Origin of the sequence: Alteromonas sp. McT4-15, from assembly GCF_020515205.1 — a bacterium.
In the GTDB taxonomy this organism is placed as follows: domain Bacteria; phylum Pseudomonadota; class Gammaproteobacteria; order Enterobacterales; family Alteromonadaceae; genus Alteromonas.
The window spans coordinates 37240-57842 of record NZ_JAJALG010000004.1 but is presented as its reverse complement, the minus strand read 5'-3'; the positions used below and the strand labels follow the sequence as shown (position 1 = coordinate 57842).

General features: G+C 45.2%; 14 protein-coding genes and 1 tRNA gene. 13 read left to right on the top strand and 2 right to left on the bottom strand.

Translation table 11 applies throughout. The features are described from left to right. The first annotated feature begins 4 nt into the window (after positions 1 to 4). From LHL20_RS04775 to LHL20_RS04725, 11 genes are all read left to right on the top strand, one after another. The gene (locus tag LHL20_RS04775; RefSeq protein WP_226432453.1) at positions 5 to 1756 is read left to right on the top strand and encodes a hypothetical protein; all 1752 of its coding nucleotides are present in this window, start codon (positions 5 to 7) and stop codon (positions 1754 to 1756) included. 10 nt (positions 1757 to 1766) lie between these two features. Continuing rightward, on the top strand, positions 1767 to 3524 hold the full coding sequence (locus LHL20_RS04770; protein ID WP_226432452.1) for a hypothetical protein: 1758 nt from the start codon (positions 1767 to 1769) through the stop codon (positions 3522 to 3524). 6 nt (positions 3525 to 3530) lie between these two features. Next, complete coding sequence (locus tag LHL20_RS04765; RefSeq protein WP_226432451.1) at positions 3531 to 5351, top strand: DUF3696 domain-containing protein; 1821 nt, start codon at positions 3531 to 3533, stop codon at positions 5349 to 5351. Continuing rightward, positions 5351 to 6250, top strand: a complete 900-nt coding sequence (locus LHL20_RS04760) for a hypothetical protein (protein ID WP_226432450.1) — start codon at positions 5351 to 5353, stop codon at positions 6248 to 6250. The genes LHL20_RS04765 and LHL20_RS04760 overlap by 1 nt, the downstream gene beginning before the upstream one ends. A 129-nt stretch (positions 6251 to 6379) precedes the next feature. After that, complete coding sequence (locus LHL20_RS04755) at positions 6380 to 6736, top strand: hypothetical protein (protein WP_226432449.1); 357 nt, start codon at positions 6380 to 6382, stop codon at positions 6734 to 6736. Between the two features lie 13 nt (positions 6737 to 6749). Beyond that, positions 6750 to 7025 carry a hypothetical protein gene (locus tag LHL20_RS04750; protein ID WP_226432448.1) on the top strand — a complete coding sequence of 92 codons (276 nt, stop codon included), beginning with the start codon at positions 6750 to 6752 and terminating at the stop codon, positions 7023 to 7025. Then, on the top strand, positions 7022 to 7342 hold the full coding sequence (locus tag LHL20_RS04745) for an HNH endonuclease (RefSeq protein ID WP_226432447.1): 321 nt from the start codon (positions 7022 to 7024) through the stop codon (positions 7340 to 7342). Before LHL20_RS04750 ends, LHL20_RS04745 begins: the two co-directional genes overlap by 4 nt. After that, entirely contained in the window at positions 7342 to 9036 is a 1695-nt protein-coding gene (locus LHL20_RS04740; protein ID WP_226432446.1) for a DEAD/DEAH box helicase, read from the top strand. The genes LHL20_RS04745 and LHL20_RS04740 overlap by 1 nt, the downstream gene beginning before the upstream one ends. 108 nt (positions 9037 to 9144) lie before the next feature. Further along, positions 9145 to 9831: a helix-turn-helix domain-containing protein gene (locus tag LHL20_RS04735; protein ID WP_226432445.1), complete on the top strand. Its 687-nt coding sequence runs from the start codon at positions 9145 to 9147 to the stop codon at positions 9829 to 9831. After that, positions 9828 to 11072 carry an exonuclease subunit SbcD gene (gene sbcD / locus LHL20_RS04730; protein WP_226432444.1) on the top strand — a complete coding sequence of 415 codons (1245 nt, stop codon included), beginning with the start codon at positions 9828 to 9830 and terminating at the stop codon, positions 11070 to 11072. Before LHL20_RS04735 ends, sbcD begins: the two co-directional genes overlap by 4 nt. After that, the gene (locus tag LHL20_RS04725) at positions 11069 to 14764 is read left to right on the top strand and encodes an SbcC/MukB-like Walker B domain-containing protein (RefSeq protein ID WP_226432443.1); all 3696 of its coding nucleotides are present in this window, start codon (positions 11069 to 11071) and stop codon (positions 14762 to 14764) included. Before sbcD ends, LHL20_RS04725 begins: the two co-directional genes overlap by 4 nt. A 109-nt stretch (positions 14765 to 14873) precedes the next feature. Here LHL20_RS04725 and LHL20_RS04720 read toward each other — a convergent pair. Further along, positions 14874 to 14950: transfer RNA gene (locus tag LHL20_RS04720), tRNA-Arg, on the bottom strand. 385 nt (positions 14951 to 15335) lie between these two features. Here LHL20_RS04720 and LHL20_RS04715 point away from each other — a divergent pair. Together LHL20_RS04715 and LHL20_RS04710 are read left to right on the top strand one after the other, a co-directional pair. Continuing rightward, complete coding sequence (locus tag LHL20_RS04715; RefSeq protein WP_226432442.1) at positions 15336 to 15743, top strand: c-type cytochrome; 408 nt, start codon at positions 15336 to 15338, stop codon at positions 15741 to 15743. A gap of 102 nt (positions 15744 to 15845) precedes the next feature. Continuing rightward, entirely contained in the window at positions 15846 to 18446 is a 2601-nt protein-coding gene (locus LHL20_RS04710) for a sensor domain-containing phosphodiesterase (RefSeq protein WP_226432441.1), read from the top strand. Positions 18447 to 18499: 53 nt separating this feature from the next. Here LHL20_RS04710 and rep read toward each other — a convergent pair whose 3' ends face one another. Then, positions 18500 to 20515 (bottom strand): DNA helicase Rep, encoded by a 2016-nt coding sequence (gene rep / locus LHL20_RS04705; protein ID WP_226432440.1) that lies wholly within the window; start codon positions 20513 to 20515, stop codon positions 18500 to 18502. Positions 20516 to 20603: the final 88 nt, after the last annotated feature.

The following is a 20603-nucleotide window of genomic DNA, read 5'->3' as shown; positions in this document are numbered from 1 at the left end:
AGCAATGAAGTTACCCAAGGCTAAGGATGGCTCAATGTTTACGCCTGAATGCTGTAATGCTAATGGCACTGAATGCTGTAATGCTAATGGCATATATCGCGTTGGAGAGAAAGGTAATGAAAAGCAGTTTACCGATTTTGATCAGGCGCTGGCTTACTTATCGGCTATGCCGGTCGCCAAATGGCGACGAGTGAATACCGAAGGTAATTGGGGGATAGTGTCAGCAATAACATGGGTTGACCAAGAAAAGACAAAAAATAAGGTGGAAAAGGACGTGACAACGCAAAACGATTTGTTTGACATCGGCTCGGTAAAAGAACAAATAGAATGGATCGAAAAGGCCACAGACCTGCGCGATGTAAATGACCTGCTGACGCGGGTCATGGCTCAACAAAAAATCCAGCTTCTCATTAAAGACGACAACTTATCTTATATCGCTGACATGGTGGCCGATCTCGCACTGATTGGCGAAGGTAAAGAAGACGAGAACCGATTAATCGCCTCTGCGATCCTCGGCCGGCTATCGGCCGTCGCCCGAGGCCGTGGCGACGAAGTTTTTTCCCGCGTAAATGAATTATTGAGTAAAGAGCCGCCCGGCATTGAGGTGCTCGTCGATGGCGATGAAAAGTACTATGCCGCCCTCACCTTTTCACAATACAACAGCAAATGGCTGGGCCGTTATTGTATTCAACAAGCCTATACAACAGATAATGCAGAAAAAGCGCGGAAGGTCTTGTTTGCCACCGCCCTAGAGAAAAGCAAAACCATCTCAGATTTTGTGCAGCTAAGTAGTGAAGGTTTTGACTATTTAAAGGACATTAAAGGTGTCGATGCTCGCCATAAACGTATCCGCCGCATTACTAGCGCTATGTCGGAGGCTATACGTGAATGGCAGGGAGAGGTCGGTGCTCATGCAGGCATTGCCTTGGGTGATTGGTTTTACAATCTGATGCGCAGCGGTACCAAGGACGCAGACTTGAGTGTCGTGACCAATATTTTCGATGATGCTATTGGTATGGTGCTTAGGGTGATAGAACTACGCTTTTCTAACGCCCTAGTGGCACCTACCTATAAGTTGTTAGATAAGGCCCGCACGGTTATTGACAAGCAGCATTGGTCAGAAGTAACCCGTCACTCTAACAACCTTGAGCGCATTCGCTTGTGCATGAAGGAGGCTGCACTCGTACTTGCCAGCCAGGACAAAATGGATAGCGACCTTGCCAGTGTTATTGCATCCGCCTTCTATTCCAAAGCACAAGCCACCAGCGCGGTTAGCGCTCATCTCGCTGACTCTCATGAACTTAATCCTGATGTAAAAGAATGGTGGGAAAACCTTGGAAACGTTAAGAAGCGTGTGCGCAATGTGGAGCACAAAATTGGCAATGGTGAAGATCAGCAAATTGGCTCGCTGCTGATTAATGTTGAAACCAGTAAGACCGTCATGGAAAAGCTCGAACGTGCTGTTGTGCCTATGTTAGAAATTCAGGATCCGGTGCTGGCGGCAACGGTGAAAAAGGCTGCCCAAAACTATGCCGAGGTGGCTCAGTCGGCGCGCCAGTTAGCCCGTATGCGTAAGTTAAACCACATGGGTATTAAAGGTGAAGTACTGGAATACAACCCGTTACAACATGAAATGCTCGGTGGGCATCAGCTAGGAGTGCGTAAGGTACGCGTTGAGAGAGACGGCATACAAAAAGACTTTAACGGCAAAATTAAAATTCTGGTCAAACCAAGGGTAACGCCAGCAGACAAATAGGAAACAAGCCATGGAACAGTTAGAAGCAAAAATTCTGCTCAGAAACCTTTTAAAGCGTATTCGTAAGGTAGAAGAAGATCATTACGAGCTCAGCGGCACTCTTACTGAAGAAGAAATGACAGCCCTAAACATGGGGCTAGCATTGTTTGATGGTAATGCCGCAGTAGCGCCGGCGCCGGCCACACCGCCTGTTACCACGCAAGTCACGCCAAAGCCGGTCTCCCTTAGTCCGGTACCCAAGTTTGAGCCAGAACCAGAGATTGTTGACACCCCTCAAGTAACTGAGCAACCGGCTCTGGTTACCAAACCTCCAGTTATAAAAAAAGTTGAGCTGGATACCAGTGTATTCGATCTGCCCCCACCTGCCGACGATACGCGATTGTGCCTCGACTTTGGGACAGCCATGTCTAAAGTGACTTTGGTTAGAGATAAGACTGACCAGCGTTTGCTTGAAGAAATACACGTGTTAGAACTTGGCGTGGCAGGGGACCAGGAAGAAATATCAGAAACTATGCTTATTTCGTCGGTATTTATCGATGAGAGTGGCAAATTGTGGTTTGGTAAGCGAGCACAGGACCTATCCAAGCTTACTAGTGATATCTCGCGTTTAGACAACATCAAGCGTTTTCTTTCAGAGGAAGGCTTGCGCGAGGCTGTTTTAGGAAAATTTAACCCCACAGATATAAACATTACTTATGCCGACCTTGTATTGGCCTATTTAACCTTCCTGACCTGGGCAGTAAATCATAGCCTAGAAAATATGGGAGAGCCGCGTAATCTAAATCGTCGATTTGCAATGCCCTGCCTTGATAATGAGAAATCGCGAGAAGCATACGAAAAGCTAGCTTCTATGCTCGGTGAAGCCCAGGTTTTAGCGGATACTTTTTTTACCACGCTGCAGGATGGGATCCCACTTACCGATTTTATTGAAGCGGTAAATTTGTTACGGCAGCAAAATCGCGATTACTCATTTGTGAAAGAAGGTCTGACTGAGCCTTTGGGAGTCGCTGGCTCCATTATTAGCTGGGAAGGCAATGTTAATTCTCTGGTTATGGTGGTTGACGTGGGTGCAGGTACCAGTGATTTCAGTTTGTACCGAATGGCTTACGACCCAAAAAGCGGAAAAAGTACTGCATTACAGGTAGCCAATTCCACCAAAGGAATAACAGAGGCAGGAAACTATTTGGATAACCTGCTGAAATCTCTGGTACTGAGTAAAGCCGGGTTAAAGCCTAATGATGATAATTACATTAATTATTTAAGCAGCATTGAACTAGACCTGCGCGAGAATAAGGAGAGGCTGTTTACCGATTCTGAAGTGCACGTTAAATTATTTAATGATGAAATAGTCACGATAGAGTTAAACGAGTTTCTTGAACTACCTCAGGTTAAACGATTTGCCCAGTCGCTGGTAGATTGTCGAGATGAAATATTACAGCGAGTTAATTCAAGTTTTATTCAGGGCGCGCCCAACGGAACACTCGCATTAGCGCTTACCGGCGGTGGTGCTTCGCTGCCCATGGTGAAGGACTTGGCGAAAGGTGAAATAAAGGTACAGGGACATACGCTGAAACTCGTGCAAACCAAAGAGTTCCCTACCTGGTTAGAAGATGAGTATGAAGATCTTGAATATGACTATCCTCGGATTGCAGTGTCATTAGGGGGGGCCCGCAAACGCATTATCGAGCAAAAAGGAACTGCCAATGTCACTGCGGGAGATATTAAGTCAACGCCAGTCCTCGACGGTTATTTTACAAAAGGAATGTAATAGAACATGGCCGCGTTAAAATCACTGGGTTTAAGAAACTTTAAGTCCATTGGCAACAAGCAACAAGTCATCACGCTAGCGCCAATTACCCTCTTATTTGGCCCAAACAGTGCGGGTAAAAGTACCGTGCTGCAGGCATTAATCTATTTAAAAGAGGTTGTTAGCAAGCGAAACTTTAATCCCGACTACAGTGAACTGGGTGGAGAATGGCTCGACTTGGGGGGATTTAAAAATATCGTTCATAACCATGATCTAGCTAATGCCATGGAATTTGAGGTAACGCTCGCGGTAGAAAACGATGAGCTTCCGTCCTACCTTACCGATTATGAAGCTGAGCAACTAGAAAGTGAGAAATACCCTGCCGTTGCTGACATCTTTGAATCGCTAAATGATGTCACGATTTTCTTAAGCTTAAAATGGAGCCAACTACAACAAAAGGTTGTAGTGCAGGAGTATTCTTGCAAATTAAATGGCGCACCTGTGGCCCAAATAAAATCGAGCCTCGATGGAAAGCAAATTGAAATAACTGCATTGCCACTAGCTGTAGATTTTTTACAAACACCGATTCCATCATTGGGCGAAGAAGAGTCTTTAGCCTATGTGTTGGCCCAGCGACTAGATACCACAGTACTTGGTAGCGACGGCGCTGTTTTAGATCATGCCATTAATTTAGACGACAAAGATGTGGCCGAGATAAGTGTGCAGTTTGAAAAGCTAAAAAATTCCGGCTCAGTTTCAAAAGAGTGGTTGCTAGAAGCTAAAAATGCACTTTCGCTGAGAACAACACGCACCGCCGCCTCATTAAAGACGGAAATAGAAAAAGCCCTTGAATTAAATTCTGATACCTCTGCAGCGAAAACCATAGGCTTGCCCCAGCAAAAACATGCGCTGCCCGAGTACGAGTTTGGGTTACGACTTGATGCTGATGCTTGGGAAGAAAGCGAAGAAGAGCTGCCGGACGTTAATGAAAAGCTTCTGCGCACATTTGCATGCGGCGTATTAAACTCAGCCGTTTGCGGCCCTCTTTCGTGTTTGGCCAGCTGGCTAGAGAACTTAAACTACATTGGCCCGTTAAGAGATCTTCCACCGCGTAATATTCAGGCTCGAACGAGTGTAAATAAATCACGCTGGGCAAAAGGTTTGGCCGCGTGGGAAATGCTGCCCGACGCATCTAAAAAGCTTATTGATGAGATTAATTTTTGGCTGGGCGAAGGTTGCCTGAACTCGGGGTATCAGGTATCAATCAAACATTATCGCGAATTAGATGAATCGGTTTCCTTTCAATTATTCTCAATGCTCAACGGAGAAATTGACTTAGATGATCAAGTCCGACTAACCCAAATGTTGGAGAGTATTCCCAAAAAGGTTCGCGTAGGACTGACTGAGGAATTAACCGGGCTTGAAGTGATGCCTCAAGACATTGGTGTGGGCATTTCTCAGCTATTTCCTGTCATTGCTTTGAGTGTGTTTCAAAAAAACGGGCTCGCCGCTATCGAACAGCCTGAACTTCATATTCACCCAAAACTACAGGTTGAACTGGCTGATATGTTTGTAAGCGCCATCAAAAACAAAAATATGATGTTTTTGCTGGAAACCCATAGCGAGCATTTGATGCTAAGGCTTTTAAGGCGTATTCGTGAAGCAAATGAAGAACAGGGAACTGATTATTCAGAAGCTCTTACAACAGAAGACTTATCGGTTCAATACGTACAATCCAATGACGGCTTAACAGAGTTTAAGCACCTGCGAGTATCTGATGACGGTGACTTTATTGATGAATGGCCTTCCGGATTCTTTGACGAACGTGATGAGGAGTTATTCTTCTAATGTTTTATGAGTATGCAATAGACCCGGATATCTTTAAGGATGAAATGAGTCGGCGTACCTTCTTAGAAGCCTTCTCAGTTAATACCCAACGTTTAATATCGGACACTCCTAAAAATTGGTCGCGTCATGTATTGCAACAAATTACTGCGATTCCTCACGAAATCTGCGGCCCCCAGAAAAAGAAAGCATTGAAAGAGCGACTAGCTAAAATTGTAAAACAAAACTTAATTCGAAATCGCTCTATTAAAGAGAACAAACCAACCTGGTTTCAGTTAGTAGCCAACGAACATCAACGTTACCCTTTTGCTGCTGTTTATACCCCGACTCCGATAAGAGAACCAGTCAAGAGCTACAGCTTTAATGAGTTAGATATTGAATCACCGCCAACTTGGTATACCCGGGCACAGGCACATGTAAAAAGAGAAGCGAAGCACTTAGTTCATGCCGCATTGCCTTTATTGAGCATCTCTAAAGAAATCCACCTAATTGATAGAATGCTGAAATTCACAGAGCCAACTTGGGGAAGATACGCTGAGCTTATTACTGAACTATTAGCAGTAATGGGCACACTAAACTACCAAAGAGGTATTTCAACGCTAAACATTCATACCTCAGATAATTACGGCGACATTTCTGCAACCGCAGAAATAAAGCTTCTTCCACTGTTACCTGACTGTATTAAGGTCAATATTTATCAGTGGCCTCACGGAAAAATGCACGATCGATTCTTTTTGACCGATATTGGCGCAATCAATATTGGCCATGGTCTTGATAATCACACGGATAACAATGCTGAAAAGGCGTTAGTAGTTGCTCTTGACCATACAACCTTTAAGGAAGAACGCGCTAAAATCTCCGGGACCCCAGTCGACAAGATAACAATGTCAAAAAATAAATAAATTTACATATAAATAAAAATATTTATTAATCATAGATCGGTACCTGTCCCTAGGTACTGATTTTACTGAGTTTAAAAGTTGGCACGACTCTCGCTAAGTACAGGTTAAGTATTTACCTGAGGGCGAGAAATGGCTAGCAAAAAGAAAATTATCACTTCTCTTTTCCAAGACATCTTGTCCACAGAATTATGTGATTCAGATGTAGAAGCGCTGTTATACGCAGAAAAAATATCCGCAATTGCTGACTGTATGTTTGGTGAGCAGGAACATGCTTCACATTGTGATCGTCGCGGCCCAGTACCCTACATGGACTATGAGGTCAGCGAATACATGAATAGCAAACTAGCCTGGCGCGATAGTTCGTATTTTCATGCCATTGAGTTTGGCGAAGAGCAGTACGAATCTCAGTTATGTTTGCACCAGTTGCTAGAGATTTACCCACAACAATCTGCCACTTGCCGCGAATTAACCCAAGCGTTTTATTAAGAGGATTAGTTAAATGAGTTCAACGTCTAAATACAATCCGGAAGTTGCTTTCAAGGAGCACATCCTGTCAGGCAAGCCACTATCTATGCTTGAGGCCGTGGTGCTCTACGGTGTCAGCAATGGCTATGCGGCGACTGGAAGGCTTCGCAAGGATGGATTTGTTATTACCGCAGAGCGTATTCCCCTTGCTAGAGCGTATGCCCGGTTAAAGCAATATATGCCGATAGAGCCGCCCAAAGACTTACCAACCAAAGAAGTCGGCATAACCCAGTGGAGGCTGGAACGATGAAACGCAACTTTGACAGCTATCAGCGAAGTGTGATTTTTGATCGAAGTGGCGGCAAGTGCGCCATCTGTGACTGCCATCTAGGGAGTGATTGGCATGCTGACCACAGGGTTCCTTTTTCAAAAGGGGGAAGAACCGTTATTCGCAATGGTCAGGCGCTCTGCAAGCGATGCAACCTGTTCAAAAGCAATCACCTTGCCGGCTTTACCCCCAACGTTAAGCGAGCTGGCAACCTCGTATCAAGGCTCAAGAACTCCCATGGCAATGCAATGAGCGAGTTAGTGCAACAGATCAACCACACGACAAAAGGAGCACAATAATGTCAAAGGCGAGAAAACTAAGACAATGGCAACAATCCTGTGTGGCGAAAGCGCTTGATTACTTACTCTTGCAAGATGGCCGCGAGTTCTTGATAAGTGCGGCTCCTGCGTCAGGGAAAACCACAGCCGCCATAGAGATCGCCGTTCCATTAATGGAGCGTGGTGAGATCGAAACCGTCATCGTCATCGCGCCCAAAACAGACGTTGTGAATGACTGGGCGACCGACTTCCAGAGCCGAACCGGTCAGACCATGACCAAGATCACGGGTATCGACAAAGACGTGCTTAGCTGGGGTACTCATTTCTGTACGACATGGTCTAGCATTCAAAATCTTTCTGACGAAATGCGCGAGATATGCCGGACCAAGAAAGTACTTTTAATTGCCGACGAACAGCACCACGCTGCCATGGAAGCATCCTGGGGTATGGGTGCGCAAGAAGGGGGAGATGAAGCAAAGTTTGTACTCATCCTTACCGGAACCCCCGTACGCTCAGATGGCGCGGAAACAGTTTGGTTGGCTTTAGACGAAAACGGGAGTGTTGCTCACCCATACGAAGGAACGTTTTCTCTTACCTATGGTCAGGCTGTGGATGCAGGTTACTGTCGCCCCATCACTTTCCATCGACATGTTGGGAAGTTTTCTGTGCAGCTCGATAATAAAACCCGTGTTGAAGTGGGAAGTGAGCAGGAAACAAAAATTCCTAAGGAATACGAACGTATACCAGGGCTTAAAAATGCGCTGGAATTCGCCAAGCTGATCAAACAACCAGCTTTCTTTCCGCATGGATCAGATCAACCCGATATGAATGGCTACCAAGCTTCGATGCTCCGTGAAGGGATAGCACAGTTAGAAAAGACCAGATTCCGTATGCCAAATGCTGGAGGTTTGGTTATTGCTAATACTATTGAAATGGCTGACTACATGGCCAAGATCCTCGAAAAGCTAGAAGGCGAAAAGCCCGTCATTGTAAATAGCAAGCTCCCAAATGCTGACAAGAAAATAGCGGCCTTCAGAAGAGGCAAGCAAAAGTGGTTGGTGTCAGTTTCTATGGTTAGCGAGGGGACTGATATCACTAGGTTAAGAGTACTGGTTTATTTACCCAATGCATCAACCGAGCTGTATTTCCGCCAAGCAATGGGGAGAGTTATCCGCACTAAAGACAGTGACGATGACACCAGAGCATACGTGGTAATGCCAAATTTAAACCTGTTTGATGAATATGCACGCCGCGTAGAGGACGAGCTCCCCCCTAGGTTCAAAAACGAGTCAAAGCCGAAAACCAAAAAGTGCTCCGTTTGCCATACAGAAAATGCGTTATCTGCATCTCACTGTTGTGAATGTGCTGAGCCATTTGAGGGCAGAAAACCTGAACCTCCCGCGACAGTTTCATGCCCCGCATGCGGAGAAAAAACGCCAAAGAACAAACGAAATTGTACCCATTGCGGCGAAAACCTAAGTGCGGAATTTGTTCTCAGCCTGAAAGAGGCAATGAGATCAGGTGTGATTGTCAGAGGCATGGATATAAACGAAGAGGATGCGGTAAAGGGCGCAGAAATTGCTGAAGGTCTGCGAGGCAAGCTATTAACCAGTGGTGACTCGAAGCTTGTAGATATTGTACGTCAATTACCGGATGAATCATGGGGGCGCCTTGCACAAATGATGGAAAACGCCACACGCTCATTTAATGCATAATAGTCACATCCAGTTAATCACTGTCGTGAGGCTGTCGGGTGACAGTCGTGGGCTTTATTCCTCGCATTGGCAAAATGGAACTTAGACCTTAACAAACGGAGAATCGAAATGAGTTGGGATCAGACGAATACCATAGAGCGAGTTATGACTCCGCGTGAAGTTGCAGCAGTAGTGAAGGAGATGCGTGGGATACGACAGTGGTCTCAGGAAACTCTTGCTGATCTTGCCAGGATCAATGTTCGGGGGATCCAGCGTATTGAAAGTGGTGTCAATGTGAGCGGAGACACCAAGCGAGCTATTGCCGCTGCCTTTGAACTAGAAGATCTCGATTTTTTCAATAAGCCTCAGCTAATGCCTGATATTGAAAAGCTCAAAGCTGAGCAAAAACAGTATGAAAAAGAGCGTACTACTCTAAAAATCACTGTCATCAAAACGGGAAAAGCCCTTACGCAATTAGCAGAAGATTGCATGTTGGATATGCCAGACTCTGGATGTGATCTGAGTCGGGAAACGGATGAGGTATTTGCTAAAGTGATTGATTATTTTCGTGATTATAGAGATGCACATCGCGATTATACCCACTCTATGAAATTCCCTGTTTATGACGAAGTGCAAGCACTGTTAGATGAGCTCGCTGATCTCGGCATGACCCTAGCTAGTGCGACGCAAAAAGTTACCATGAAATTTAAAACCGGTGATTCCATGAAAACTAAAATAGCCTATTTGGCTTGTTACCCATTGGATGATGTTCCTTCAGAAGTTTCGGTGCTAAAACAGGGTGAGTTTCGACTATGAGTACTCTGCGCATTCTTCATACCTCTGACTGGCACTTAGGTCAGAGTTTTTTTACTCAGACACGTCAAGTTGAACACGAGCAGTTTATCGATTGGTTGCTCTTTACCGTAGAAGCCGAAAAGGTAGATGCCGTGATTATTGCCGGCGACATCTTCGATACCGGGTCGCCCCCAAGTTATGCAAGGGAGATGTATGCTCGCTTTGTTGCCCGTCTGCAAGAGAAGGACTGTCAATTGGTGGTGCTTGGCGGTAATCACGATTCAGTGTCGATGCTCAATGAGTCACAACCTGTACTTGAGTATTTAAACACCCAGGTGATCGCCAGCACAGGAATCGCCTTAGATAAGCAAATTGTGAATATTAAGAACAAAGAGGGCAATATTGCTGCGATTGTATGTGCAGTGCCCTTTATTCGTCCAAAAGATGTCATTGAAAGTCAGGCCGGGCAAACCCCCGATGAAAAAAGTCGGGCTATGAGCAAAGCCATTTCTGATCACTACCACCTGATTCACCAAGAAGCGAAGAAAAGGCGAAATCAACTGAATGTTGATGTGCCGATCATCGCTACCGGACATCTTACTGCGGTTGGTGCAACGCTGAGTGATAGCGTAAGAGATATCTACATTGGTACATTAGAGGCGTTTCATGCAGACGGTTTCCCGGATGTTGATTATATTGCACTTGGTCATATTCACCGTCCGCAGAAAGTGGCTGGTAAAGAGCATATTCGATACTGTGGCTCCCCAATTCCTTTAGCTTTTGACGAGGTGAATACGCAAAAGCAAGTGGTGTTGGTGGAGTTTGAAGGTGCTACACGCCAGCAAATTACCCCCATTGATATTCCTGTTTTTCAGGCCATGGCCACACTACGCTGTAGTTTGGATGAGCTGGAAGAACAGATTAAAGCAATCCCTTCCGTGAAGGATAACATTCCTACATGGCTGAGCATTGAAATACAAACTCAAGACTATCTCAGTGATTTGCAATCGAGGGTGCAGGAGATTGTTGCGGAATATCCGGTTGATATATTGCAATTACGCCGTGCAAGACAGGCGCAGTCACCAGCCTTGAAACAAGAAAAGAATGAAACCCTTTCTGATTTATCCCCAGAGGAAGTGTTCGAGAAACGCTTAGCAATGGAGGTGTTTGAAGGCGATGCATCCCAAGCATTGCTTGAGCGTATCAAAAAACGGTTTACCGCAGCGCTTTCTGAGGTCATCACAGGGGAGGCAGAATCGTGAAAATCCTTTCGTTGCGCTTAATGAATCTTAACAGTCTCAAAGGTGATTGGAAGATAGACTTCACTGCACCTAAGTTTGCTGAAAATGGGCTTTTCGCGATTACCGGAGATACAGGAGCAGGAAAAACGACATTGCTGGATGCGATTTGTTTGGCGCTTTATCACAAAACGCCAAGGCAGGATTCTATTACGCAGTCCACCAATGAGGTCATGACGCGAGGAACGGGAGAATGTCTAGCTGAAGTCGAGTTCGAAGTTAAGGATAAGCAATACCGCGCTTATTGGCACCAAAAACGAGCCCGTAAACAACCCGACGGTAATTTACAACCAGCTCAGTGTGAATTGGTTGAGGTTTCCTCTGGTACGGTTCTTGAAACCCACCTAAATCGAAAAATAGCTAAGGTAGCATCAATTACCGGTTTAGACTTTGATCGTTTCACCCGTTCAATGCTGTTATCTCAGGGAAACTTTGCTGCCTTTTTGAATGCCAATGATAATGATAGGGCCGGATTGTTAGAGGAGCTCACCGGCACAGAAGTCTACAGCCAAGTATCTAAGCTCGTGTTTGAAAAAGCCAATGATGAAAAAGCGGCTCTTGAAATCCTAAAAGGACAATCCTCTGCCTTTCAATTGTTGAGTGAGGAAGACAAGCAACATTACACTGATGAGAAAAAAGAACATCAAACGGCCTTAGAAGCTACCGAAAAGCAGATATTGGCAAAACAAGCCCATCTTGATTGGTGCAAGAAATCATCTGAAAACCAAGCGCAATTAGAACAAGCCAAGACGGATCGTGAAGCTGTTGAAAAAGATATTGCAGCGTTTTCGCAAGAGCTGGATATGCTCTCTGCTGCAGAGCCGGCTGAAAGATTAAGATCTCCCTGGATAGTATATCAACAGGCCAAACAAGCAGAGCAAGACTTAAACAATCAGCTGAAGGTAAAAAGAGCGGAGTTACCCAACTTAGAGGCCAATGTGCAGAAAGCTAAGGCCGACGAGTTGAATGAGATTGATGAGCTAAGAAGAGTCCAAGAACGACTTCACTCACAGGAGGCACTGATTACTGATCAGGTGATTCCTCTTGACCACCAAATTGCCTCGGTGCATCGGCAGCAGTCTGAAAAAGACGCCGAGCGTCAAAACAAAGAAAACGAACTCACAGACAAACAAACTTTATTAGCTACCAAGAATAAAGCCCTTGCGGAAATTGTTGGTCAGTTAGCGGAATTAAAAAGCTATATTGAGCAGCACCCCAATGATGCCACTCTATCTGATGTGCTCTCAGGTTGGCAAGAGCGTTTCAGTCAATGGAAAAGAGACAGGATTACGTTACAGCAGCAACAAGAAGCACATCTCAGCATTGCAAAAAAGATAGATGAGTTAACCGCAAAATCTCAACAATTAAGCAGTGACGAGGTTGATGCTGCTGAAAAGGTGATCGAAGCAAAAGCTATCTTTGACACAAAAACGGAAGCGCTGAAGTTCCTTTTATCTCAAGGAGACGAAAACTCACTTCAGCAGCGACAAGAATCATTAAATCGGAGGTGGCAGTATTTTCATGCACTTGAAAACTCTGCTCAGCAGTATCTGGCATTAAAAAGCTCCGTTGATTCGGCGGGAACGTCACTCATAGAAAATGAAGGTCAATTACTTAAAGCCAAAGAGCAGCGAGACGAGTGTGCGAGCAAATATACAGCGTATAAAAGAGACTTTGAGTACTACAAACAGATTTCAACGCGAGAAGAAGAAATCTCGAAATACCGAAAAGATCTGTCGACGGATGAACCCTGCCCACTGTGCGGTTCTTTAGATCATCCCATCCTATCAAATGGTGAACTGAACCTCTCTGAAACGATTCAACGTTTGAATGAAGCGCAAAGTGGGATGGTCGAATGGGAAGAAAAAGGGCAAGAGAAACGCAATGAAATCAACTCATTGGAGCACTTGATCCATACTCAGAAAAAAGCATTAGATGCCAACAACGCTTCGTTGCAAGATAAATACAATGAGTTTGTAAGACAGGCGAAACGACTTGAGTTTTCTGGTGCTATTGAAGACATAAGCGCGATTGAAACACTAAGTAAGACATTACAAACAGAGGGCGAGAGAAATACGAATGCGTTGCGTGCTATTCGAAACGCGACAGACCAAAGAAATATAGCCAAAGAGACCTTAGATAAGGAGTTACAAGCACAAACACTGTTATCGAATGATACTGCCTTGAACAATCAAGCGCTATCGAATGAGCAATCTCAGCTTTCTGATAAGGAAGGGTATATTCAGATGCTCGAAGCTCAACTAGATCAATTAAAAGAAGAATTGCTCATTCATATCCGTGAGAGTGGTTTTGAAGTTGAATGGGAGAAGGTGGAGTCGTGGCTATGTCAAAAGCACTCTGACGCAGTAAACTTTAAGCAAAAAGAAACTCGTTATCGGGAACTACACTCTCAATGGACCGTAAAGTCATCTCAGATCGAGTCTTTAACCACTGAAGTAGCCCATCTTCAAGACAAGGTCAGTGCACTCAAAGTAGCGGTGAGTGATTTATCACGTGAGCACAGCGACTTAGTAACCAGACGTCAAGAGCTGTTTGGAGACAAAGTAGTTGCAATTGTGCGCAGGGAAGCGAACGAGTTGCTATCTGAGGCTCACTCAAAGCGAGAGCAAACTCAAGAGACTCATCATAAAGCAACCTATGCATTCAATAACTGCCAAACTGAAATAGAAACGTTATCTAATCAACACGCTGCACTTCAAGAGACCTTGGCAAAAGCACGAGATGAGTTTGAAGAGAAGTTAGCAAAGAGCTCTTTCTCAACGTCTGATGAATTCCATCAATCGTTGCTTGATGAGGTTAAATATGGGGAGCTGAAAGCATTGAAACAGTCTCTCGATGAGCGTTTGGCCAAAGCGAAAGCACTATTGGATAAAGCGAAAAAGGAGAAACAGGCGTTACTATTGAACGAGAATGCCAACACGTGGAATCAGATCCCTATAGAGGAGGTTAAGAGTGAGATAGCCTCTTTGCAAGAAGACAAAAAGTCTCTCGTAGGAGACATACGTGTTATTGATGAAAGACTCCGAAACGATCAACAGCAGCGTGAACGTCATGGTTCACTACTTAAAGAAATCGAGCTACAGCAACAAGAGTACGATGACGCACAAACGTTATCGGGTTTGATTGGCTCTGCGGACGGTAAGAAGTTTCGTAAGTTTGCACAAGGCCTAACACTGGATAACTTAGTTCACTTAGCAAACATACGACTTGATAAACTGCATGGAAGATACCTGTTGCAAAGAAAAGATGTACAAGGGCTCGGCCTTAACGTGATTGATACATGGCAAGGTGATGTTAAAAGAGATACGACAACGCTTTCTGGTGGAGAAAGCTTCTTAGTTAGCCTTGCTCTAGCACTCGCGTTATCTGATATTGTTAGCCATAAAACCAATATTGAATCCCTTTTCCTTGATGAAGGTTTTGGCACGCTGGACCAAAGGTCACTGGATGAAGCGTTAGATACCTTAGACAGCCTTAATGCCAGTGGCAAAATGGTTGGAGTCATCAGTCACATTGAATCGATGAAAGAGCGCATCCCGATTCAAATCCACGTGCAGAAGCGTACTGGTATGGGATATAGCACTTTAGATAAAGATTACGCTATGACCACCAAAAGTATTGAGTCAATTAGTTAAACTAGAATTCGAGTATTTAAATCGGTCTGGAAGTTTGGTCACAATCTGGTCACAGACCACTTTTGAATTACTTGTGACTAAGAAAAGCAAAGGACATAAAAGAGAGGAATGGCCCGCCCCAGAGGATTCGAACCTCTGACCTCAGCCTCCGGAGGGCTGCGCTCTATCCAGCTGAGCTAGGGGCGGATAAACTTCTTACTTCAATTTTTATAATACACGATGTTGCGTCGTGTTCTTACCACAATGTCCGTTGCTCTCGTTTCCCTTTTTCCGGATGTCCGTTACCTCCGGAGGGCAACGCTCTATCCAGCTGAGCTACGGGTGCGTAGTTGACGTTTACAAAGATGAAAATACGCTAATAAACGTATCCTGCAAACGGGGCGTAATAATACTTAGGCCATGGGCTGTCATCAACTGATTTATGCAAAAGTCTTTTCGCGGCGCTTATCAGTTTGTTAAAAATCCTTACTTTTTATGGGTAATTGAGCGCAAATAGTTGTTCAGCCCTAATTTACCGTTATAATCTGGCCAGTTATATTTTAAACAAATTCATCATTGCCTGGAGACAGATGTGAAATTAAAGACTTGGTTAACTGTTGCTGCTACTGCGCTAACCGTTTTTGCAGCACAAGCACAAGAAATGAGTAACGATGAAATTGCTGAGCGCATTAAGCCAGCAGGTCAGGTTCACGTAGCAGGCGCAGCGGCAGCGGGTAACGCTGGTGCGGCAGGCGGTGCTAAGTCAGGTGAAGAAGTGTACAACTCTGCCTGTGTTGCATGTCACTCTGCGGGTGTACTAGGTGCGCCTAAACTACACACTGCAGCTGATTGGCAGCCTCGCCTAGACGAGCGTGGCCTTGACGGCGTGTGGCAAAACGCGTTGAACGGTATTAACGCAATGCCTCCTCGTGGTACATGCGGCAACTGTTCAGACGACGAAATTAAAGCTGCAATTGAGTATATGATCGAAGGTATCTAAACCTTTAATAATTCTTCAAATTGCTTGAAAAAGTAGCGTTTTCTCGACTAATCGGTTAATTTAACCGCTCGGGGAAACGTTCTTTTTATATTGGCGATAGGAATGTCATCAGATTCAACGCAATATGAGTTGACAGAAGAAGAACTGCGAGAGTTAATTCCGCAGCTTCAACAACTTACAGAAAAGTATAAGCGCGCTGAACGTGTTCAGAAAGCGCTTTTTGACATTTCTGAATTAGCCAGTTCTGTAAGTCACCTAAATCGCCTTTACACTGCTATTCATGAAATTATTGCTGATTTCATGAATGCAGATAACTTCTTTGTTGCCTTCTACGAACCCGAAAGTAATGTTGTCGACTTTGCCTACTTTGTAGACGAGTTTGACGAACAGGTCGTTAAGCAAATGCCCGCCGAGTCGTTAATGAACGGCATGACCGGTTACATTTTAAAAACCGGTGACCATCTATTTTATAAACGTGACGACGAAGAAACCTTTGCCGAACAGCACGAAATTGAGCTTGTTGGCTCACAGCCTTTTGAGTTATTGGGCGTACCGCTTAAGCGTGGTAGTCAGGTAATTGGGGCCATGGTTGTGCAAACTTATGATGAAGGTGTGCACTACACCCAAGAAGACTTAGAAGTTCTGTTGTTCGTGTCACAGCACATTGTGACCACGGTTGACCGCGTGAAAAACCGCGAGCTTACCGAGCGTACTATTCGCGAACGTACGCGTCAGCTTCGTAAAATTAACGACGAGCTTCAAGAAGAAATTCTTGAGCGCCAAAAAGTTGAGTCGTTACAACAAGCGCTGTTTGAAATATCAGAACTTGCCGCCAACCTAGAAGGCGACATGAATGCCTTTTACTCTAGCTTACATCAAATTCTAGAACGCCTGATTAGTGCGCCTAACTGCTACATTGCTATTTTAGATAAGGAACAAGAGCTGCTGTCGTTCCCGTATTTCAGCGATGTGATGCAAGAAAAGGTAGAAACCCGCCCATTGGGATTGGGTCTTACTGAACTGGTACTGCGCTCAGGCCAAGCTGAGCTTATAAACCCGCCGCGCGTGTTGCAATTAGCCGAAGCGGGCGAGATTGATGTATCGGTTGCGCAAACTATGCTTAATAGCGCTAACTCGTGGTTGGGTTCGCCGCTTATTGTCGAGGGTGAAATTGCTGGTGTCATTGCCGTACAAACCTATGGTAAGCACGCCAAATATACGTCGCGCGATCAAGAGCTATTGCGCTTTGTATCGCATCATATTGCGGTGGCCATGGAGCGTAAGCGCAACACCGAGTCGATGCAGCGCTACAACATAGAACTGGAAGAGCGCGTTAAAGAACGCACTGGCGAACTAAACCGTGCCAATAAATTTCTTAAGCAGCAAATTGAAGAGCGTAAAGAGATTGAGCTTAAGCTTATTCACGACGCTCACCACGACGCCCTAACCGACTTACCTAACCGCGCCATGTTTACAAGCCGCTTAGAATTGGCTATTGCCAGTAAGCAGCGCTATAACGAGAACATGTTTGCGGTACTGTTTATCGACCTAGACCGCTTTAAAGTGATTAACGACACCTTAGGTCACCACGCTGGCGATGAATTTTTAATTGAAGTTGCGCGCCGTATTGCTTTGTGTGTGCGCGGGCACGACTTATTGGCTCGCTTGGGTGGCGACGAATTTGTGGTGTTGCTCGATAATTTTGAAGATGCGTCAGACGTTGAGGAAGTGGCAAGCCGTATTATTGCTTCTATCTCTGAGCCGTTTTTATTAGATGGCCGCGAAATGTATTCAGGGGCCAGCGTTGGCATTGCACATTTAGAAAGCTACTACCGCAGTGCCGATGAAGTCTTGCGCGACGCTGATGCCGCTATGTATCAAGCAAAAACCTTAGGGCGCGGCAGATTTGTGATGTTTGACAAGAGCATGCGCGATCGCCTGATTGAAGAGCTTGAACTTGAAAACGAGTTTAGGCGTGCGCTACGTGAAGAAGAGTTCGACTACTTTTTACAGCCTGTTATTGATTTGAAAGATAATTCGACACTGTATAAAGAAATGTATATTCGCTGGTCGCATCCTGCCTATGGCAAAATTGCACGTGAACAGTTTAGACAAGTCGCTGAGCACAGCGGGCTGACCTTAGACTTAGATTTGTTCCAGCTAACTAAAGCGTGCGAACTATTAAATTACTACAAAGACACCGACGAAAGCATAAATAAAATTGCGGTGAATGTGTCGATAAATCATTTGCTGCAAGCGTCGATGGTTAACAAGATGATTGACGTTATTTCAGAATCTGGGGTTGTGCCTAGCCAGTTGGTGTTTGAGTTTGATGAGAACGACTTGAACCGTCGCTCACAGTTTATTCTACCCGCTATTAAAAAGCTTAAACGTGCAGGCGTTACATTGGTGCTAGATAATTTTGGTAGCGGCTTGGCCTCGTTGAGCTATTTGTTCGCTTACCCGTTCGATTTCATTAAAATTGATCATCGCTTTGTGAAATCACTCCCCCGCTCGCAACGTAACCTTAAATTGATTCAGTCGGTTATGCTAATTTCAGAGCATCTAAAGTTTCAGGTTATTGCCGAGGGCATCGACGCACAGGCTCAACTTGACGCGCTCAATGAGATTGAGTGTCGCTATGGTCAGGGCAAGGTGATCAAGCACGCCAAGGTGCTTGATATGGCGCTTCTCGCAAGCTGATTAGATTTATCAACCAGAAGTAAGTGAACACTTACACCGACCTGTAAATCGACTTATTTTTTGCCCAAAATATCACGCAAGTTCGCAATGCCTACCTGCGCTTTTTGCTGGCGCTCTTCTTTGGTGGCCTTTGGCTTTTGATTTTCCCACTGCACGTCATCAGGCGGTAGTTCGAACAAGAAACGGCTTGGTTCTGGCTGTATAACCTCACCAAACTGGCGGCGCTCTTTGGCAAGGCTAAAGATAAGTTCTCGCTGGGCACGCGTGATCCCCACATAGGCCAAGCGACGCTCTTCTTCTACGTTGTCTTCGTCTATGCTGCTTTGGTGTGGCAATAGGCCTTCTTCCATGCCCACAAGAAATACAATAGGGAACTCCAAGCCTTTAGACGCGTGAAGGGTCATTAACTGTACTTGGTCCCCTTCCCCATCGTCTTCACCGCGCTCCATCATATCGCGCAGAATAAGGCGGTTAACCACTTCGGTAAGAGTCATTGGCTGGTCAAGGTCGTTACCCTCTAGCATGTCGTTTACCCAACCAAATAGGGTACTAACATTAGCCATAGCCATTTCAGCTGCTTTAGGGCTGGCGCTGGTTTCGTAAAGCCATTCTTCGTAGCCCATGGTGCGGATCATGGCGCGTACTGCATCTACTGTATTACCGCGCTCGGCGTTGTCAGACAGCTCAACTACCCAACGTGCAAAGCCTGACACCGAATGAAAAGCTTTGTCTGGTAATACACTGTTCAAATTAGGGTGTGTCGCCGCTTCAAACATCGACACGCCTAAGCTATTGGCAAAATTACCCAATTTTTCTAGCGTTGCTCGCCCTATTCCGCGCCCCGGCGTGTTAATAATGCGAAGCAATGCGTTGTCGTCGTCTTGGTTCACCAACAAGCGTAAGTACGCCATGATGTCTTTAACTTCAGCTCGGCCAAAAAACGACATACCGCCACTTATTTTATAAGGAATGCGGTTACTCATTAGCAGTTTTTCAAAAATACGGCTTTGGTGATTACCGCGGTACAAAATGGCGTAGTCTTTAAACTGCGTGCGGTTCATAAACTTATGTGCCAACAATTCAGCGACAACACGTTCGCCTTCGTGCTCTTCATTTTTTGCTTCAATAACTTTAAGCGGCTCGCCGTACTGCAATTCAGAAAACAGGGTTTTGTCGAACAAGTGTGGGTTGTTTTGAATAAGAATGTTAGCGCAATGCAGAATACGTCCTGAGGAACGATAGTTTTGCTGAAGCTTTATTACGTTTAAGCGGGGAAAGTCTTGTTGCAGCAAATGCAGGTTCTGAGGTTTTGCGCCACGCCACGAATAAATTGACTGGTCGTCGTCACCTACCACAGTAAAACGCGCGCGCTCGCCTACCAGCAGCTTTACTAGCTCGTACTGGCTGGTGTTTGTGTCTTGATATTCGTCCACCAGCAGGTAACGTATTTTGCCTTGCCATTTCGCCCGTACCTCTTCGTTGTGCTTAAGCAGCAACGTAGGCAATAAAATCAGGTCGTCAAAGTCTAGCGCATTGTATGCCTTTAAGTTGTCTTGATAGCGCTTGTAAGCCTCGGCAAACTCCCGCTCACCGGTGCTAGTTGCAGTCTTTAATAGTGCATCGGGCAAGATAAGGTCATTTTTCCAGTTTGAAATACAGCTTTGCAATAGCTGAAGCTGGTCTTTATCGCCGTCGATGGTGTCGGTTGTAAGGTCATTCAAAAGTGCTGTCGAGTCTTTATCATCAAATAAAGAAAAGCCGGGTTTTAAACCCAAGTCTTTCACATGGGCTTTAATAATGTTTAAGCCTAAGGTGTGAAAGGTAGAAACCTTTAAGCCCCGCGCTTCAGGCTTGCCTAACGTTTGCGCTACACGTTCTTTCATTTCACGCGCGGCTTTATTGGTAAAAGTTACCGCGGCAATATAACGTGCTGGCATGTCGCAGTTTCGTACTAAATGGGCAATTTTGTTGGTAATTACACGAGTTTTACCACTACCTGCACCCGCAAGCACCAAGCATGGGCCTGACACAAAGGTTACTGCAGATTCTTGGGCTTCATTTAGTTTCATTCGAGTCCTACAACAACGTACAAAATGGCATGGGCACACTTTTCATTGCATGTCGTGCCGATACCGATAGAATAGCTTTCATAATTTG

Excerpts from the sequence above, each read along its gene's own strand:
- LHL20_RS04775 (WP_226432453.1), top strand. The coding sequence starts at position 5 with ATGAAGTTACCCAAGGCTAAGGATGGCTCAATGTTTACGCCTGAATGC.
- LHL20_RS04770 (WP_226432452.1), top strand. The coding sequence starts at position 1,767 with ATGGAACAGTTAGAAGCAAAAATTCTGCTCAGAAACCTTTTAAAGCGT.
- LHL20_RS04765 (WP_226432451.1), top strand. The coding sequence starts at position 3,531 with ATGGCCGCGTTAAAATCACTGGGTTTAAGAAACTTTAAGTCCATTGGC.
- LHL20_RS04760 (WP_226432450.1), top strand. The coding sequence starts at position 5,351 with ATGTTTTATGAGTATGCAATAGACCCGGATATCTTTAAGGATGAAATG.
- LHL20_RS04755 (WP_226432449.1), top strand. The coding sequence starts at position 6,380 with ATGGCTAGCAAAAAGAAAATTATCACTTCTCTTTTCCAAGACATCTTG.
- LHL20_RS04750 (WP_226432448.1), top strand. The coding sequence starts at position 6,750 with ATGAGTTCAACGTCTAAATACAATCCGGAAGTTGCTTTCAAGGAGCAC.
- LHL20_RS04745 (WP_226432447.1), top strand. The coding sequence starts at position 7,022 with ATGAAACGCAACTTTGACAGCTATCAGCGAAGTGTGATTTTTGATCGA.
- LHL20_RS04740 (WP_226432446.1), top strand. The coding sequence starts at position 7,342 with ATGTCAAAGGCGAGAAAACTAAGACAATGGCAACAATCCTGTGTGGCG.
- LHL20_RS04735 (WP_226432445.1), top strand. The coding sequence starts at position 9,145 with ATGAGTTGGGATCAGACGAATACCATAGAGCGAGTTATGACTCCGCGT.
- sbcD (WP_226432444.1), top strand. The coding sequence starts at position 9,828 with ATGAGTACTCTGCGCATTCTTCATACCTCTGACTGGCACTTAGGTCAG.
- LHL20_RS04710 (WP_226432441.1), top strand. The coding sequence starts at position 15,846 with ATGTCATCAGATTCAACGCAATATGAGTTGACAGAAGAAGAACTGCGA.
- rep (WP_226432440.1), bottom strand. The coding sequence starts at position 20,515 with ATGAAACTAAATGAAGCCCAAGAATCTGCAGTAACCTTTGTGTCAGGC.